The sequence below is a fragment of the Pirellulales bacterium genome (genome assembly GCA_035546535.1).
Taxonomy (GTDB): Bacteria; Planctomycetota; Planctomycetia; order Pirellulales; family JACPPG01; genus JACPPG01.
The window spans coordinates 1-16,163 of sequence record DASZWQ010000029.1; the positions used below are offsets into that span (position 1 = coordinate 1).

12 protein-coding genes are annotated in these 16,163 nt (G+C 63.9%); 6 read left to right on the forward strand and 6 right to left on the reverse strand.

Annotated elements, in window-relative coordinates; translation table 11 throughout:
- Nucleotides 1–156: 156 nt before the first annotated feature.
- Nucleotides 157–1,527 carry a histidinol dehydrogenase gene (hisD, locus tag VHD36_03395; GenBank protein ID HVU86339.1) on the reverse strand — a complete coding sequence of 457 codons (1,371 nt, stop codon included), beginning with the start codon at nt 1,525–1,527 and terminating at the stop codon, nt 157–159.
- 286 nt (nt 1,528–1,813) lie between these two features.
- On the opposite strand from hisD, the gene ltaE reads away from it, so the two are divergent.
- Nucleotides 1,814–2,902 (forward strand): low-specificity L-threonine aldolase, encoded by a 1,089-nt coding sequence (ltaE, locus tag VHD36_03400; GenBank protein ID HVU86340.1) that lies wholly within the window; start codon nt 1,814–1,816, stop codon nt 2,900–2,902.
- 31 nt (nt 2,903–2,933) lie between these two features.
- Here the strand turns inward: ltaE and VHD36_03405 are convergent, their stop codons facing one another.
- From VHD36_03405 to VHD36_03425, 5 genes are all read right to left on the reverse strand, one after another.
- Nucleotides 2,934–3,359, reverse strand: coding sequence for a hypothetical protein (locus VHD36_03405; protein ID HVU86341.1), 426 nt, complete (start codon nt 3,357–3,359; stop codon nt 2,934–2,936).
- Nucleotides 3,352–3,909, reverse strand: coding sequence for a sigma-70 family RNA polymerase sigma factor (locus VHD36_03410; GenBank protein HVU86342.1), 558 nt, complete (start codon nt 3,907–3,909; stop codon nt 3,352–3,354). The genes VHD36_03405 and VHD36_03410 overlap by 8 nt, the downstream gene beginning before the upstream one ends.
- Nucleotides 3,910–4,098: 189 nt before the next feature.
- Nucleotides 4,099–4,797 (reverse strand): PDZ domain-containing protein, encoded by a 699-nt coding sequence (locus VHD36_03415; protein HVU86343.1) that lies wholly within the window; start codon nt 4,795–4,797, stop codon nt 4,099–4,101.
- 92 nt (nt 4,798–4,889) lie between these two features.
- On the reverse strand, nt 4,890–5,438 hold the full coding sequence (locus VHD36_03420; GenBank protein HVU86344.1) for a cyclic nucleotide-binding domain-containing protein: 549 nt from the start codon (nt 5,436–5,438) through the stop codon (nt 4,890–4,892).
- Nucleotides 5,435–6,670 (reverse strand): Glu/Leu/Phe/Val dehydrogenase dimerization domain-containing protein, encoded by a 1,236-nt coding sequence (locus VHD36_03425; protein HVU86345.1) that lies wholly within the window; start codon nt 6,668–6,670, stop codon nt 5,435–5,437. The genes VHD36_03420 and VHD36_03425 overlap by 4 nt, the downstream gene beginning before the upstream one ends.
- Before the next feature lie 237 nt (nt 6,671–6,907).
- On the opposite strand from VHD36_03425, the gene VHD36_03430 reads away from it, so the two are divergent.
- The 5 genes from VHD36_03430 (at nt 6,908) to VHD36_03450 (ending at nt 16,027) form a co-directional block, all read left to right on the forward strand.
- Nucleotides 6,908–9,886, forward strand: coding sequence for a protein kinase (locus VHD36_03430; GenBank protein ID HVU86346.1), 2,979 nt, complete (start codon nt 6,908–6,910; stop codon nt 9,884–9,886).
- Nucleotides 9,887–9,937: 51 nt separating this feature from the next.
- Nucleotides 9,938–12,196: a hypothetical protein gene (locus VHD36_03435; protein ID HVU86347.1), complete on the forward strand. Its 2,259-nt coding sequence runs from the start codon at nt 9,938–9,940 to the stop codon at nt 12,194–12,196.
- Between the two features lie 509 nt (nt 12,197–12,705).
- On the forward strand, nt 12,706–13,707 hold the full coding sequence (gene aroF / locus VHD36_03440; protein ID HVU86348.1) for a 3-deoxy-7-phosphoheptulonate synthase: 1,002 nt from the start codon (nt 12,706–12,708) through the stop codon (nt 13,705–13,707).
- 264 nt (nt 13,708–13,971) lie between these two features.
- Nucleotides 13,972–15,531, forward strand: a complete 1,560-nt coding sequence (locus VHD36_03445) for a serine/threonine-protein kinase (protein ID HVU86349.1) — start codon at nt 13,972–13,974, stop codon at nt 15,529–15,531.
- 40 nt (nt 15,532–15,571) lie between these two features.
- The gene (locus VHD36_03450; GenBank protein HVU86350.1) at nt 15,572–16,027 is read left to right on the forward strand and encodes a TIGR03067 domain-containing protein; all 456 of its coding nucleotides are present in this window, start codon (nt 15,572–15,574) and stop codon (nt 16,025–16,027) included.
- Nucleotides 16,028–16,163: the final 136 nt, after the last annotated feature.

Genomic DNA, 16,163 nt, shown 5'->3' on the forward strand with positions numbered 1-16,163 from the left:
ACATCCTGGCTCGTTATGGTATGACTCACCCTTGAACGCATGGCTCCCTCCTTGGAAGTGACCTGCTGGACACAAGTCATGTACAAGAGGAGCCTTGCGTTCACCTATATCAATCCGCCAAACTTGGCACTACTGTCATTCATCATTTTGCTTTCATCATTTTTTCTCCGGTAGTCGAATCGCCACGCTCGCGTAATGCCCGGTCAGCCCTTCGCGCTCGGCCAGGGCGCGGACGTCTTCGGCCGCGGCGGCTAGTGCCTCGGGCGTGTAGGAAATGACGCTCGTTCGCCGCAAAAAGTCGTTGGCACACAGTCCACTCGCAAATCGCGCCGTCCCGCCCGTGGGCAACACGTGCGACGGGCCGGCCACGTAGTCGCCCAGCGCCACGGGGCTGTAATGCCCCAAAAACGCCGCGCCCGCGTGGCGAATCTTGGCCAACAACTGTTCCGGATCGCGCGTCGCCAGGTGCAAGTGCTCGGGGGCGATTTCGTCGGCGATCGCGGCCGCTTCGTTTTCGTCAGTCGCGAGCACCAGCGCGCCGAAATCCTCCAAGCTGCGCCGCGCCAAGTCGCCCCGTGCGAGCGATCCAAGCTGCCGCGCCAATTCCTGTTGCGTCTCGTCGAGCAGCCGCGCATGCCACGAAATCAGGACACTCGAGGCCGGCGAATGTTCGGCCTGGGCGATCATGTCGGCGGCGATAAAGTCAGCCCGAGCGGTTTCGTCCGCCACGACCACCACTTCGCTGGGGCCGGCGATCGAATCGATATCGACCTCGCCATAGACTAGTTTCTTCGCAAGCGCGACGAACACGCTGCCGGGCCCGACGATCTTGTCGACCTTTGGCAGCCCCTCGACGCCATAGGCCAGCGCCGCCACGGCCTGTGCGCCCCCCAGGCGGTAAACCTCGGTAATTCCCAAGGCATGACACGTGGCCAGCAGATCCGGGCTGTATGCGCCAAACGGCGTCGGCGGCGCCACCACGGCCAGTTCGCGCACACCGGCGGCTTGCGCCGGCACGGCAGTCATAAGCACGGTCGATGGATACGACGCAGCGCCCCCCGGAACGCAGATGCCGATCCGATCGAGCGGCAGATACCGCTGCCGCAGGCGGACGCCATCCGTTTGTCCGACGGTGGCGTCGTGATGCAGAATCGCGGTTTGAAATTGCAGGATGTTGCGCCGCACGCGCTCGATGGCACGCAGGAAATCGGGGGCTGCGGCGCGGTGCGCCGCTTCCAGGTCGGCCGTGGGAACGCGAATCATCGCGGCCGAGAGCGCGGCCTTGTCGATGCGGGCCGAATAGTCGAGCACCGCCGGGAGCCCATTTTCGCGCACGTCGCGACAGATGCGTTCAACGATCTGGCCGGGCGTGAGCGGTTCGCCAAAGACTTCGATGGTCCGCTGCTTGCCCGCCTCGCTGACGATATCGCCGCGTGGGCTGAGCTTTTCGCGCAGCGCCGTCAAGGCCGCGCGGAAATCATCGCGCCGCGAATCGAGCTGGGGCAGACGTAAGGGACTCGTGACCATGACATAACTGTCTCGGGCCGGGAAGAAACCCCAATTGTGATCGCTTGCCCGGAATCGCGGAAGCCCTTGCTGGAAATGCCTCAGGCGGCCACGGGCGGGACCGAATTCCCACGTCCCCAATCTGGCCCGCCGCTCATCGGATTCGAACAATTACTTGCCAGCGGCATCGGGCAGACGAAGTCTGCCTTGTCGCTATTGCCGGCGCGCGTTAGAACGCTGCCGGAATCGCCGGTGGTGGTGCCCGGCCCGTTATGTTTCGACCCTGTTCTCCGGAGCCACCAATCTCATGACCGAACGAGCCATCGACCTGCGTAGCGATACGGTAACCCGGCCCACTCCTGGCATGCGCGCCGCGATGGCCGCAGCCGAAGTCGGCGACGACGTCTTCGGCGACGACCCCACGGTCAATCGCCTGCAGGAGCGGATCGCCGAAATGCTCGGCAAGGAAGCCGCCCTGTACGTTCCCTCGGGCACGATGTCCAACCAGATCGGCGTGCGGCTGCACTGTCAGCGCGGCGACGAATTGATCTGCGAAGCGCAGTGCCACATCTTTAATTACGAGCAGGGCGCGGCGGCGCAGCTTAGCGGCGTCAGCACCCGCACTGCCGAAGGAAACTATGGCGTGCTGGCCGTCGAACAAGTGGCCGGGCTGGTTCGTGCCGACGATCCGCATTGCTCGCCGACCCGGCTGCTGTGCTTGGAGAACACGCACAATCGCGGTGGCGGCCGTGTGCAGCCGTTCGACAGCGTCGAAAAGATCTGTCGCTGGGCGCATGGGCAGGGACTGGCGACGCACCTGGACGGCGCGCGACTGTTCAACGCCGTCGTGGCTTCGGGCATTGCGGCCGCGAAATGGGCCCAGCCGTTTGACACGGTGAGCGTCTGCTTCTCGAAGGGCTTGGGCGCGCCGGTCGGATCGGCGCTCGCCGGCCCGCGCGATTTGATTGCCAAGGGGGTGCGGCACCGCAAGGTGCTGGGGGGCGGCATGCGGCAAGCGGGCATCATCGCGGCCGGGGCACTTTATGCCCTGGAGCATCACGTCGAGCGCCTGGCCGAGGATCACGCGAACGCGCAATTGCTCGCCGATGCCGTGCGCCAGATCGACGAGCTCGAATTACGCCCCGCCAAGGTCGACACGAACATCGTGATCTTTCACATCGCGCCCGAGTGGGGCACCGCCGTGCAATTGCACGACCGCCTGGCCGAGCGTGGCGTGCTGACCCACCCCTTCGGCCCGCAATTGCTACGCGCCGTGACGCACCTGGACGTGCATCGTCCGGAAGTCGAGCGGGCCTGCGAAATCCTGGAAGAGGTGGTGCGGGCCGGCGTCGCCACGGCGGGCCCCGCCGCCAAGGTACGTGGCGGGTATCAGTAGGTTTCGCATTGGAAGCCGGCGGCTGGGCGTCTTATTCCGGGCGGCGATGGATCTGTCGGCGCAGCTCGTCAACTTGTTGGGCCGGCTCGCGCAGCATCGACATCTGCAGGTCGAAGCGCCCTTGCGCGATGCGACGCGCGTATTTCGCGCGATGCAGGATCGTGAAGTACAAAGCCAAAAGCAGGGAAATGCAGCCGACGGCCGACCACGCGAACATGGCGACTTGCTGGCCGGAAAACTTCCCCGCCCAGGCGAGTGGTATTACGGCAAGATAATCGAGAAGTAACACGATCGTCGCGATCCAGGCGGCCCGGCGGACGATGCGGCCGTCGCGTTCCCATTTGGCCAGCGATTGTTCCAATTGCATGCGCATCTCCTTGAGTCGTGACTCGTGAATGTCCGGGTCTTGCGCGATGAGCGCCGCGGCCCGATCGGATTGTCCGAAGTTTTCAGGCATGGATATCTTCCTCGAGCAGGGCACGCAGCGCAGCTTTGGCGTAATGCAGGCGCGATTTTGCCGTGCCCTCGCTGCAACCGACGACCTCGGCAATATCTTTGACGTCCATGTCCTCGATGAACCGCAGTGTCAACACTTCGCGGTGCGCGGGCGACAGTTGCTCCAGCGCGCGGTGTACGAACTCGGCGTCTTCCAAGATCACCAACTCGTTCCAGTCGTCTATGTTTTCGATCGTGGCGGCGTCTTCCGTGGCGGCGGTCTCGGTCGTGCGCGTGCGCGCGTAAGTTATTGCGCGACAATAAGCGATGCGATAGACCCAGGTACGAAACGCCTCGGGAGCCTGCAGCTTTCCTAGCGAGCGAAAGACTTGCAGCCACGTCTCTTGCAGCACGTCCTGACAGGCGTCGATGTCGCAGACCAAGCGGCGCACGTAGTACAGCAACCGCGCGTCGTACATCGCGACCAGCTCATGAAACGCGGCGCGGTCGCCGCTACGGGCACGCCAAACAATAATTCGCTCGGCGAGCTCGTCCGCAGGATTTGCGCCCATTCGCGAAAAGTCCGCGCGTTGCCATTCTGCCCGCGGCGATTACGTTCGCCGCCGCCTGATTATAAGTCGCGCGGAGAAGGGGGCGTGGTTCAACGGCTCTCGACGATTTTTCGAAGATTTTGCCCGGCGAGCAGGGCAAACACCAGCGATCCGCGCGAGTTAATCGGGCTAAGGCGCTCTCCTTGCGCGCTAGCGCGCCAGCGAGAGCGTGAGCGACTTTTGCCGGCGCACAACGTTAATCGTGACGCGGCTTGTGTCGGTTTCCAGCGCCGCTTTCACGTCGGGCGGCGTGTTCACCTCGCGGTCATTGACCTTCGTCAGGCGGTCGCCGGGGCGCAGGCCCAAGTCGTCGGCCAGCGAATCGGGGCGCACCGACATCACGAGCATGCCCCCACCGGCTGCCGGCCGCGCCATGATACCCAGCGCGCCCGAGCTGTCGGGGCGCGGTGGCGCACTTGCCATAAAGCCCGACGGAACGAAGCTTCGCCCGTAGGCGGCCAGTTGCAGAATGTTTCCTTCCTGCGGCCGATTGAGATACACGGTTCCCCGCCAGCCGGCCGTGACTAGCGGCGGGCTCTTGGGGCCCGCGAAACCGCGCTGCGCGACGTGTGGCGGAACGTAATACGTGGCAAAGCGAATGGGGTCGCCGGGCCTGCGATCCGCTTTCGAGCGTTCGACCGCAAGGATCTGCGCATCGCAAACGAAATGCTGCACGCCGTCCGCGTCGTTTTTTGTCGGTGCGACGTTGTCGATGCGCACGCGGTAAACCTCTTGCGCCTCTTTGAGCAGTTGCTCGTAAGCGCCCGGCGGCAGCTCGGCGCGAGCCGTGGTCGAGAACGACGTAGCGCCGAGGAGGGCCACCGCGCATAAGATCACGAAGCGGGTCATTGTTGAATTCCTTTTCCTCAAGAAGGTGAGCTCAAGATGCGAAATGGCGGCCGGTCCAGAAAGCCCTTGCCGCCGGACCGGCGGATCAGCGATCACAGCTTCCAACCATCGAAGACGCGTCGGCGCAGCTCGTTCCATTCGGGAATGCGCGGGTCGGCCGGCTTGTGGGCCAACAGTTCCACGACCCAATCATCCATGTGCCGCATCCGCTCGGCCAGGCTGCCGATCGTGTTGGCGGCCAGTCGCGAAGTGATCGCCGGGTGACGTCCCATCAAATCGTCGAAGCTGGCCCGCGGCAAGCGAAACAAGCGCGCGGCCGATTTCGCACGCACGCTGGCCGAGTGCGGCGCCGGACTGAAATACGACATCTCGCCAATGCTGCTGTACGGTTCGAGCACGGCCAGGAGCGTTGGCTCGGCCGTGGCCGGACGCGAAGTGAGCTGCTTGAAGACCTCGCACGCGCCTTCCAAGAGCACCCACAGATCCTGACTGGTTTGCCCTTGACGCAACAGCACGTCGCCGGGGGCGAGCGATTTCAATTCACCCAGGCGGACGACTTCTTGGCGCTGCGCTTCGGACAAGCCCTGAAAGACCGGTATGTGGATCAAGACAGTGCTGTCGATCGTGGGATCTAAAGTCAAGAGATTCCTCCCAGAACGGTGGCCTGGCCAACGCGACCGATGCCCACGATGTACGCGGCTGTACGAAGACTGACTTTGCGTTCGCTGGCGAGCTCCCACACGCGCTCGAAGGCGAGGGAGAGCACGCGATCCAACTCCTGCCGCACGCGATTGAGGTCCCAACGATAGTGCTGCCGGTTCTGCACCCATTCGAAATAGCTGGCCGTCACGCCGCCGGCGTTGGCCAGAATGTCAGGCAGAATCACCACGCCCCGCGCGGCCAGGATGTCGTCGGCGTCGGGATAGACCGGCGCATTGGCGGCTTCGATGATGATTTTGGCCTTCACTTCTTCCGCGTTGGCGTGAGTGATCACGCCACCCAGTGCGGCCGGAACCAGCACCTCGACGTCGAGTGCCAGCAGCTCTTCGTTCGTAATCGCTTGCGCGCCATTGTAACCGGCCAGCAGCCCCTTGTGGTCGAGGGCGTAGCGCAGCATGGCGGGCACGTCGAGCCCTTCGGCCCGGTAGTACCCGCCCGTCTGATCGCCGATCGCTACCAGGCGAAATCCGGCCTCGTGCAGGAACTTGGCGGTGTGCGAGCCGACGTTGCCGAAACCTTGGATCGCCACGCGCGTATCGGCCGGTTTACGGCCCAGGCGCGCGAGCATCTTGTACGTGAGGATGCCCACGCCGCGGCCGGTCGCTTCCTCGCGGCCGGGCAGTCCGTGCATCTCGACCGGTTTGCCGGTGACGCAAGCGGGGCTGTAGCCGTGGTACTTGGCGTATTGATTCATGAACCACGCCATGACCTCGGCGTTGGTTCCCATGTCGGGAGCGGGAATGTCGGTGTCGGGACCGATCACATCGTGAATTCCGTCGACAAAGCGGCGGGTGATCAGCTCCAGCTCGCGCAAGCTGAATTTCGAGGGATCGATCGCCAGGCCCCCCTTGGCGCCGCCGTAGGGGAGATCGACGACGGCCGTCTTCCACGTCATTAGCGCGGCCAGCGAGCGGACCTCATCCATGTCGACGTCGGGATGGTAGCGCAGACCGCCCTTCATGGGCCCGCGCGCGTCGTCATGCTGGACTCGATAGCCGACGAAGGTGGCGATTTCCCCGTTGTCGCGCTCGATCGCGACTTGCACTTGCACTTCCCGCTTGGGAATCAGCAGCAGCCGCCGCATGTTTTCCGTAAGGTCGATTTGATCCGCGGCTCGGTTAAAATAGAGTTGCGTGGAGTCAAATGCTTTCATCTCTCCGCCTCTGCGCGCTCTCGTTGTTCCGCGCCCACCGACGAATTCGGTCTGGCAAGGAATCATATCCCTGGGCCCCGGATGGCTCAAGAACAGCCGTGTTTGGCCGGGCCTTGGCACGTGCCGCCTCGGGGACCTAGACTGAAAAGCGGCGGCGTTTTGTCGCGATCCGGGACGGAACATTTCTTTCGCGATTTGATGGTCGGCGGACCTTTCCATCCGCGCGGCTAAGGTTTCATGGCGCTCAGTATCCAAGAGTTCTGGCAGTTGGTCGTGGCCAGCGGCTTGCACGACGAAGAGAACTGCCGACGCCTGGCCGACGGTTTTTCCAAGGCACGCGAAAGCGGCGCGATCGAACGCACCGTGTCGCTGCCCGAATGGATGCTGCAAACAGGCGAAATGTCCCGCTACCAGGCCCGCATCCTGCTGGCCGGCAAGCCGGGACCATTTGCCTACGGCGATTATCTCGTCGTCGATCGCCTGGAAATCCCCGGGCTATCGGGTTTGTTTCGTGCCGTACACCGCCCGACGAAGATTAAAGTCACGCTGTCGTTTCTCAGCGGCGCACTGGCTGGGCCGGCTGTGCTGGAACAGTTGACGCGCGAGGCGGCGACGGCCGCGATGATCTCGCGCCATAAATGTGGCCCGTATTTGACGCATTGCCACGGCCTGGTCGACCTGGGCGCGTTCAAGTTCCTGGTCGTCGAAGAATTGCCCTCTGCGACCTTGGCCGATCGGTTGGCAGGAGGCAAAAAGCTGCCGCCCAAGGAAGCTGCGCGCATCGGCTGCCAGGTGCTGCTGGGTTTGATCGCATTTGGCGAAGCCCACGTGGGCCACGGAGCCGTGCGGCCGGGGCGCATCTGGCTTGCGCCGGATGGAACGGCCCGGCTGGCAACGTTTCCGCTCGTGCGCGATCCATTGGCGATTATCGGCGCCCAGGCGACGATCGAGCTGGAAGATGCCGCCGTCAATTATTGCGCCCCCGAGTGCATCAATGGCGAAGCGGCTAATTACAACAGCGACCTCTACAGTCTGGGCTGCGTGTTCTATGAAATGCTCAGTGGTCGCGTGCCGTTTCCATCGGGCGACCGACAGCGGCGTCTCGAACAGCATCGCACCGCGACACCGCAACCCCTCGATGAGACCAACCCGGCGATTCCCAAGAAGCTCTCCCAGTTAATAGCGATCCTGCTATCGAAAAAAACCGACGAGCGCGGCAAAGCGATGCCGTTTTTGCTCAAGGAGTTCGGCGCGGGCGCCAACTCCGGGCGCGTGCCGCCGGCGCGCGCTGAGCTCGACACGTGGCTGGCTGAACATGGCGAGGTCCCGGCTTCGCCGCCGTCGGATGCAGCGGTCGTGCCGATGTTGTTTAATCCGCACGAGAGCACATTAGCGCCCGGGCCGGGTCGACAAAAGCGCTCGCAGCGCAGCCGCTTGCCGATGATCGCCGGCATCGCAGCGGCGCTGCTGTTGGTTGCGGGCGGCGTGGCGTTTTACCTGAATTCCGGCACTCGCGCGCCGCAAAGAATCACGCCGCTGCCGATGGGCGTGCCTCCAGCAGCAGAGACCGCAGGCGCGCCCTCTGGCGAAGGCACGCCTGCTGAGGGCGAATCGCCAGCGCATGTTGCCGAAGCGACGGCAACCGATACGGCGCACATTGCGGTCGAGAAGTCCGGCGCTGAACCATCCGCCTCGGGCGGCGCCGGTGAATTGATCACGGCGCTCGACGGAACGATGTGGGCCTCGCCGACGCACGGTGCGCCGCTCGACTTGAAATACCTCGCGCCCGGCGCGGAAGTGATTATTGCCCTGCGGCCGGCGCAATTCGCCAGCCGCACGGAAACAGAGAAGCTGCTTGATCCACGCACGCTGGGACTTTTGGGCGAGTTTGTTGCCCAGCAGTTGCCGGCGCTGGCCGCCGCGCCGTTGGCGGAAATCGACGCGGCAGTGATCGGTGTATTGGATAGTGCCACGGGCGCGCCGCGATTGTCGCTGGTGATCACGCGTCACGAGCCGGCGACCGCCGACGAATTGCTCAAGGCCTGGGGCAATCCCGCCGCGCAGGAAAAAGATGGCGTCACCTTCTATCGCGAAAAAGACCGAGCTTTCTGGCTGCCCGGCGAAGCCGACGCCGCGGGGAAAACCCTGGTCATCGGGCCAGCCGATTTGATCGTCGAAGAAGTCATTCCGGCTGGTGACGCGGCACCCGCGCTCAGCCGTGACCTGGAAGAACTTCTGGCGACGAGCGATCGGGATAGAGACCTGACGATCCTCGCTTCGCCCGGCATATTACAGACGGCCAGCGGCGAGTGGTTTCCGGGCAACACTTCGCGGTTGCGCGGCGCGCTCGACTGGTTTCTCTCGGGACATGAGAGCGACGTAACCGCCGGCGAGCGACCAGCCGAATCGTCGTCGCAAGATCCTGCCGCTGGCGCCCGTAGTATGGACATGTCGAGCCACGGGCTGCCGCAATCGGTACTGGCCAGTGCCCATCTGAGCGAGGCCGACTTGTTTTTGGAATTGCGTGCCAGCGTTGCCGCGAACCAGTCGGCCACCAACCTGGCGCGGGCGTTCGGAGATCGAGTGTCGCGGCTTCCCAAGCGAACGAGCGAGTACATTCGCGCGCTCGACTTGAGCGATTACAGCCGCGACGTGCTCTTCGGCTACCCGCTCATGATCGAGCAGCTCGGCAAGCACACGGTGGTGGGCACTGCCGGCCGGCAAGTGGTCTTGCGTGCCTATCTGCCCAGCGTGGCAGCGCACAATCTGGCGCTGGGCGTGAACCTGGCGCTGGCCGAACGATTGCGGTCCGGCGGTGCCAGCGCTCCGCGTCAGGCGACGACGGCGAAACCTTCGACCAGCGAGCCCTTGGCTCAAAGGCTCGACCGGAAGATGTCGCTGGTTTTCGACCGGGCCACCCTGGAAAAGGCCCTGCAAACGGTGGGCGAGGAAATCGGGACCGAGGTGGTCATCCTGGGCGCGGATTTGCAATTGGAAGGGATTACGAAAAATCAATCTTTCGGCCTGCAAGAACGGGACCAAACAGCCCGAGAAATCTTGCAAAAGATTATGCGACGGGCCAACCCGGACGGTAAGCTGATATATGTGATCCGGGGTGGCGGCGCGGGGAACGGAGAGACCCTGGTCATAACGACGCGGGCGAGCGCCAGGCAACGAGGGGAAGCCGTGCCGGCTGAGCTCGCTGAACAACCATGAACCGACAAGACGCCCGATGACGCCGGACGTTTGCCGTCGGGAGATTGCCTGATGGAATTGTTCGCGGTTAGCTGTACCACCTGCCGGGCACGGCTGAAGGTGCGCGATCCGGCCGCCATCGGCAAGATCCTGGCCTGCCCCAAGTGCGGCAGCATGGTGCACGTGGTGGCGCCGGCCGGATGGACACCTCCCTCGACGGACACGATCAACAAGATCGCGGCCGAATCGACCAGCGGCAACACGGTGTCGATCACCAGACCCGTCATGCCGCAAGGCAGTGCACCAGCCGCAGCAAGCGCCGCACCATCAAAGCCAACGCGCCCCACTCAGTCAGAACCGGCGAAAGAACCGGCAGCAGCGCCAAAGACGGACGCAGCTGCTTCGACGACCGACAAAGCGTCCGCGCAGCGCGCAACCAATTCAAAACAACCGGCGACGGCAGCGGCCACCGCGACTCAGGGCGCAGCGACTGTCGCCACACCCGCGCCGACCGTGGCTGCCACTCCGCCTGCGACGTCGAGTGCTGTTGGAATTGCAGCGGCTGCTGCGCCGGAAGGGCCGAGCTTTGCGTCGCGCGTTCTCGCCGCGATCTCCGAGCATCGCCTGGTGCTGTTGACGGCGCCGGTGGTGCTGCTGGTGCTCGCGCTTTTTGCCTGGATCCTGTTCCCGCCGAACGGTGAATCGGCGGACAACCTGGCAAGCGCGCCGCAAATCACCGCGGCGCCGGCCGGCGATGTGCAGACGCCCACGGGTGTGCCGCCAGCGACGGACGTCGATCGACCTCGTACGCCCGACGGCGACACGGCGCCGCCGACGGTTGCCGACGATGGTTCTCAAACACCGGGCAGCGCAGCGCCCGGTGTATTGGGTGATGTTGCCGCGCGCCGGTCGGAAGAAGCGCCGCCGAACCTGGCCGATCTGGCGAACGATGCGGCCGACGAGGGGAACCCTCCGCAGCCGATCGCAGAAGAGCCTGATATCGCAGCTCCTGACATGCCGGCCGACGACGCGCCCCCCGTCGCAAACCGTGGCAAGGCTCCGGCCGCTGGTCCCGGGAATTTAACCCGGCCGATCGTGCCTTTTGGCGCGGCGCCCGCGGGGGACGCCTTGCCGCCCGCAACGGCCGATGCCGCCGTGCCCGACGCGCCCGAGGCGCAAGCGCCCGCCGACGATGCCGACGGCGACATGGTCGTCGGGCACGAGTCGATGCCGCCCGTGGACGTGGCCGCGCGATTGGATGATCCTTTGCCGGCCGTGCAATTCAAGCGGATCGCACTGGCCGATTATTGCGATTTCCTGTCGCGCTTGAGCACCATTCCGATCACACTCGACATCGACGCACTGGCGATCGTGAACGTGCGTCCTGGTGACCAGATATCGGTGGCGCTCGAAGATACGACCGTTGGCGATGCTTTGACCGAGGTGCTGGCCAAGCGTGGGCTGATGTTCCTGGTTGACGGGCAGCAACTGGTCGTAACCAGTCCGGACCGCAAGGCCGCGAAACCATCGAGCGTCAGCTACGACGTTCACGATCTGGCCGGGCAGGGTGGCGACGACATCGCCGGCGTGATGACCCTGGTTACACGCTTCGTCAGCCCTGCAGGCTGGCAGGAGACCGGCGGTCCGGGGCGCGCGCGAATCGCCGATGGCATGCTGCAAATCGAGCAGGATCCCATTACCCAGCGCAACGTCGCTCTCTTCTTGGATAAGCTGCGCGTAGCTCGCGGGCTGGCCCCGAAAGAGACGAAGCCCGAGGATGTGACGCTCAAGTCGAAGTACGCGCGGGCCAAGGCAACGCTCGATCAGGTGATGACGGCCAACTTCAGCGTCGAGACGCCGCTGGTCGAAGTGCTAAGCTGGCTCGGACGCGAGAAGTCGACGCGCGTCGTCATTGACGAAGCGTCGCTTGCACAAGCGGGCCTGTGGTCGCACGTTCCGGCCAAGGTTGTTGTCGAGAAGCAGCCGCTGTACGAGTTCTTGTCGGCGCTGTTATCTCCCCTTGGCATGACCTATCGGATCGTGGGCGACCGGACGGTGCAGGTTTTCGCGCGGCAATCGCAGGGCGATCGGATGGAGTTCGAGATCTACTCGCTCAAGGATTTGCTGGCGGCCCGGCTGGACGCGGCCGAAATCATCGAGCGGCTGCGCAAGCAGTTCGATCCGGCCTCGTGGACCGAAGGGGGCGGACTGGGCGCGATGGAATTCGACGAGCCCAGCCAGAGCCTGCTCGTGGTGCAGACCCCGGAAGCGCAGGTGCGCCTGGAAAACTTGCTGCTGCGGGCCAAGCCCGGCGCTCGCCCGATGCCCTAGCAGCCTGTTGAAAAAAGCCCTCGTGGCTTTTTTCAACCTCGCCAAGTGCGAAGCAGAGCTTCGCACGGCTCGCAAAATAACGACTTACGTCGATATTTTGCCATCGCATCCCTGCGATGTCGCAGCCCGTTGAGTTCTTCAACAGGCTGCTAGGCGTAACACCGCAAGTGCCAGGCCAAAATCAGGCCACCGCGGTAACCTGGCGTCAGGACGCGGCCCTCCGACCGGCACCACGGCGGCGAATGATGGCCTATGCTTGTTTTAGTTGGCCAACCCGGCTTGCGGCCACGCGGCGACGAGTGCAGAATACCGTCATGACCTCTGCCCACACGACCAGCTGGTTTTGGTTTTACTTTACCCCGACGGGTCGCGGGGCCGGAGGAGGTATCTAAACCTCACGCGACAAAGTGCTGTTCACAAGCCCCGACGACCCCCAGTGGTCCTCGGGGCTTTTTTTTTGACCGCATTCGATCTTCTATCGCACAGGAGTATCCCAGGTGATCGTCGTCATGAATCAAGATGCCACAGCGGACCAGGTGAACCATATGGTCGAGCGCATTACGAATCTCGGTTTGAAGCCGCATGTGTTGCACGGTGTCGAGCGCACCGTCGTGGCGGCCATCGGGCCGGAGCGCGATGGCTTGAAGGAATCGTTGGAAAGTGGGGTGGGCGTGGCCGAAGTGCTGCCGATCCTCGCGCCTTACAAGATTGCCAGCCGCGAAGTGAAGGCCGAACCCACGGTGGTGCGCGCTGGCGGCCTGACCGTGGGCGGCGGTACGATCGGCGTGATCGCGGGTCCCTGTTCGGTCGAGACCGAAGAGCAATTGCTTTCGACCGCGCGGGCTTGTAAGGCGGCCGGCGCCACGGCGCTGCGCGGCGGCGCGTTCAAACCCCGCACGAGCCCCTACAGCTTCCAAGGCCTGAAAGAGGACGGCCTGAAGATGCTGGCCGCGGCGCGCCAGGAAACCGGTTTGGCCGTCGTCACCGAAGTGATGGCCACCGAGGACGTGGCGCTCGTGGCGCGCTACACCGACGTGCTGCAAGTCGGCGCGCGCAACATGCAGAACTACCGCTTGCTGGAAGCGGTGGGCAAAGGGGGTAAGCCGGTGCTGCTCAAGCGCGGCCCGAGCGCCACGATGGAAGAATTGCTGCTGGCGGCCGAATACATTCTCGACGCCGGTAATCCGGATGTGATGTTGTGCGAGCGCGGCATCCGCACGTTCGAATCGCACACGCGCTTCACGCTGCCGCTGGCGACGGTGGCCTATCTGCACGCTAAGACGCACCTGCCCGTGGTGGTCGATCCCAGCCATGGCACCGGTCACACCTACCTGGTGCCGCGTATGGCCGCGGCCAGCGTGGCGGCGGGCGCCGACGGACTGATTCTGGAGGTACACCCCGATCCGGAGAACGCGCTTTCCGACGGCTATCAATCGCTTAACTTCAAACAGTTCGCCGAAACGATGGCCCTGTGCCGGAAGGTGGCCGGCGCGCTGGGGCAAAAGATGTAAGGCGGGGCGCGCTTTGCACCGTTGCCGCAGCGGTGCGGGCGCAATCGCTGAGCTTGCCCGCGCGGTTGTCAATTGTCAGGGCGCGGCCCATACTTGAACGTGCCGCTGGAATGTGCATGGCAGGCATGCCGGGCGGCGTTCGCAGTGCGCGAACGGGGAAAATCGGCGCGCAAGTAGCGTGGTAACGCGTAGTTTTCGGCCGCAAGCCGTCCCGGGCGAATGTTCGACCACGATGCCGATCCCGGCCGTCATCCGGCAATAACCATGGCCGACGTCTCTGGTAAAACTCGCGAGTCGCCTGCCGATGCCGACCTGTCGGGCCGGCAGCTCGACGACTTCTATCTATTGCGCCGGCTGGCGCAAGGCGCGATGGCCGAGGTGTATTTGGCCGAACAGCGTTCCCTGCGGCGGCAGGTGGCCTTCAAGGTCTTGAAGAGCCAGCTGGCCAAGGACGAAAGCTACGTCAAGCGCTTTCACAACGAAGCGCACGCGGCGGCCAGCCTGGTGCAGGCCAACATCGTGCAGATTTACGCCGTCGGCTGCGCGGACAATACTCACTACATCGCCCAGGAGTACGTGCAGGGGCAGAATCTTTCGGAGTGGATGGCCCGCCGCGGCCCGCCCGAGGTGGCGCTGGCCGTGAAGATCATGCGGCAGGTAACGGCCGCTCTGCAAAAAGCGGCCGAGCGCGGCATCGTACACCGCGACATCAAGCCTGAGAATATCATGATCGCGCGGACCGGCGAGGTGAAGGTCGCCGACTTCGGCCTGGCGCGAAACAGCGATGGCGCGAATAACGCGCTGACGCAAGTGGGGGTGACGATGGGCACGCCACTCTACATGAGCCCGGAGCAGGTCGAAGGGCGACCGCTCGATCCGCGCAGCGATTTGTATTCGTTCGGCGTGACGTGCTACCAGATGCTGGCCGGCCATACGCCCTTTCGTGGCGAATCGGCCCTGGCGATTGCCGTCCAGCATTTGAAGACGCAGCCGGATCGGCTGGAAAACATTCGCACCGATTTGCCGCCGGCACTGTGCCGGATCGTACACAAGCTATTGGCCAAAGACCCGCAAGGACGCTATGCAAGCGCGCGCGAACTGCTGCAAGACTTGCGGATGTTGCAGTTGCCGGGCGAAGCAGAATGGCAAGACGACGACGAGCTGCCACCCGAGGAGCGCGAGGCGCTGGCCACGATCGGCGCGGCGACGCAGCACCTGGCGGCGGTCATGAAGACTTCGTCGATGCCGATCCTTCGTGGCCGCTTTTACGCACTGGTGGCCTTGGCCGTGGTCGCGGCTTTTGCGGCCGGAGGATGGCTGGCGTGGGAAACGCGCCGTCCGCTGTTGACGTCGACCGCAGGCGGGACACAGGTTTTCAAATGTGCCGACGGCGACGAGCAGTTCATCGTCGCCACCTGGGCGCCGACGAACCGCGAGGCCTGGCTGAAAAGTGTCGCCAAGTATTTTCCGGAGGATCGCGCATCGATCGCCAAGGCCAACCAGGAGTTGGCCCTGTTCTATCTGCAGATGGGGCGGCAATGGGAGGCGCTATTGGTTTTCGAAGAACTGGCCGCCGGCCCCGAGCCTGACCAGCGGGCCTTCGGCCTGGCCGGGGCCAGCCTGGTGCGGGCGCGGCAAAACGAATACCAGCAGGCGGCCGCCGACCTGATGGAGTTGTGGCCGATTCGCAAGAATCTGACGGACTCGCGCATGGCGCCCCTCTTGCAGATTGCCGTTTCCGAAGTGCGAAAGCAGCGCGGCCAGGAAGCCGCGGCCGAATGGGAGGATTGGCAGAAGTCTTTGCAATCACTCGACACGGAGTGAACCGTACGCGGTAGCGCTCTGGTCTTTGCGGAGGTGATCCATGTTCCATTTCCTGTCGCTCGTTGTAGTGCTGTCGGCATACTCGCTCACCTCGATCGCAGCGGCAGCGGACGGCGACAAGCCCACGCCCGAGGAAACCGCCGCCATGCAGGGCGCCTGGAAAATCGAGTCGCTCATCAGCGACGGCGAGCCGGTGGCAGCCGAAACGATTCGGACCTGGCGACGGCTCGTCAAGAATGACCGCGTGACGTGGAAGCGCGGCGAGGAGACGCTGGTCGAGCTGTCGATCCAATACAATCCGCGCGCCAAGCCGATGACGATGGTCAGCACGATCGAGAGTGGGGATGCGAAAGGGCAGACGATGCTATCGATTTACGAGCTCAACGGCGATGAGCTGCGCGTTTGTTTCGCCCCGCCCGGCAAGCCGCGCCCGAAGGAGTTTTCCAGCACCCCGGGATCCGGCGTTCTCATGTACACGGCACGGCGGATCCCCTAGCAGCCTGTTGAAAAAAGCCCTCGTGGCTTTTTTCAACCTCGCCAAGTGCGAAGCAAAGCTTCGCACGGCTCGCAAAATAACGACTTACGTCGATATTTTGCCATCGCATCCCTGCGATGTCGCAGCCCGTTGAGTT

What these genes read in the sequence shown, in the direction of transcription:
- hisD (HVU86339.1), bottom strand. Translation starts at nt 1,527, where the DNA reads ATGGTCACGAGTCCCTTACGTCTGCCCCAGCTCGATTCGCGGCGCGAT.
- ltaE (HVU86340.1), top strand. Translation starts at nt 1,814, where the DNA reads ATGACCGAACGAGCCATCGACCTGCGTAGCGATACGGTAACCCGGCCC.
- VHD36_03405 (HVU86341.1), bottom strand. Translation starts at nt 3,359, where the DNA reads ATGCCTGAAAACTTCGGACAATCCGATCGGGCCGCGGCGCTCATCGCG.
- VHD36_03410 (HVU86342.1), bottom strand. Translation starts at nt 3,909, where the DNA reads ATGGGCGCAAATCCTGCGGACGAGCTCGCCGAGCGAATTATTGTTTGG.
- VHD36_03415 (HVU86343.1), bottom strand. Translation starts at nt 4,797, where the DNA reads ATGACCCGCTTCGTGATCTTATGCGCGGTGGCCCTCCTCGGCGCTACG.
- VHD36_03425 (HVU86345.1), bottom strand. Translation starts at nt 6,670, where the DNA reads ATGAAAGCATTTGACTCCACGCAACTCTATTTTAACCGAGCCGCGGAT.
- VHD36_03430 (HVU86346.1), top strand. Translation starts at nt 6,908, where the DNA reads ATGGCGCTCAGTATCCAAGAGTTCTGGCAGTTGGTCGTGGCCAGCGGC.
- VHD36_03435 (HVU86347.1), top strand. Translation starts at nt 9,938, where the DNA reads ATGGAATTGTTCGCGGTTAGCTGTACCACCTGCCGGGCACGGCTGAAG.
- aroF (HVU86348.1), top strand. Translation starts at nt 12,706, where the DNA reads ATGAATCAAGATGCCACAGCGGACCAGGTGAACCATATGGTCGAGCGC.
- VHD36_03445 (HVU86349.1), top strand. Translation starts at nt 13,972, where the DNA reads ATGGCCGACGTCTCTGGTAAAACTCGCGAGTCGCCTGCCGATGCCGAC.
- VHD36_03450 (HVU86350.1), top strand. Translation starts at nt 15,572, where the DNA reads ATGTTCCATTTCCTGTCGCTCGTTGTAGTGCTGTCGGCATACTCGCTC.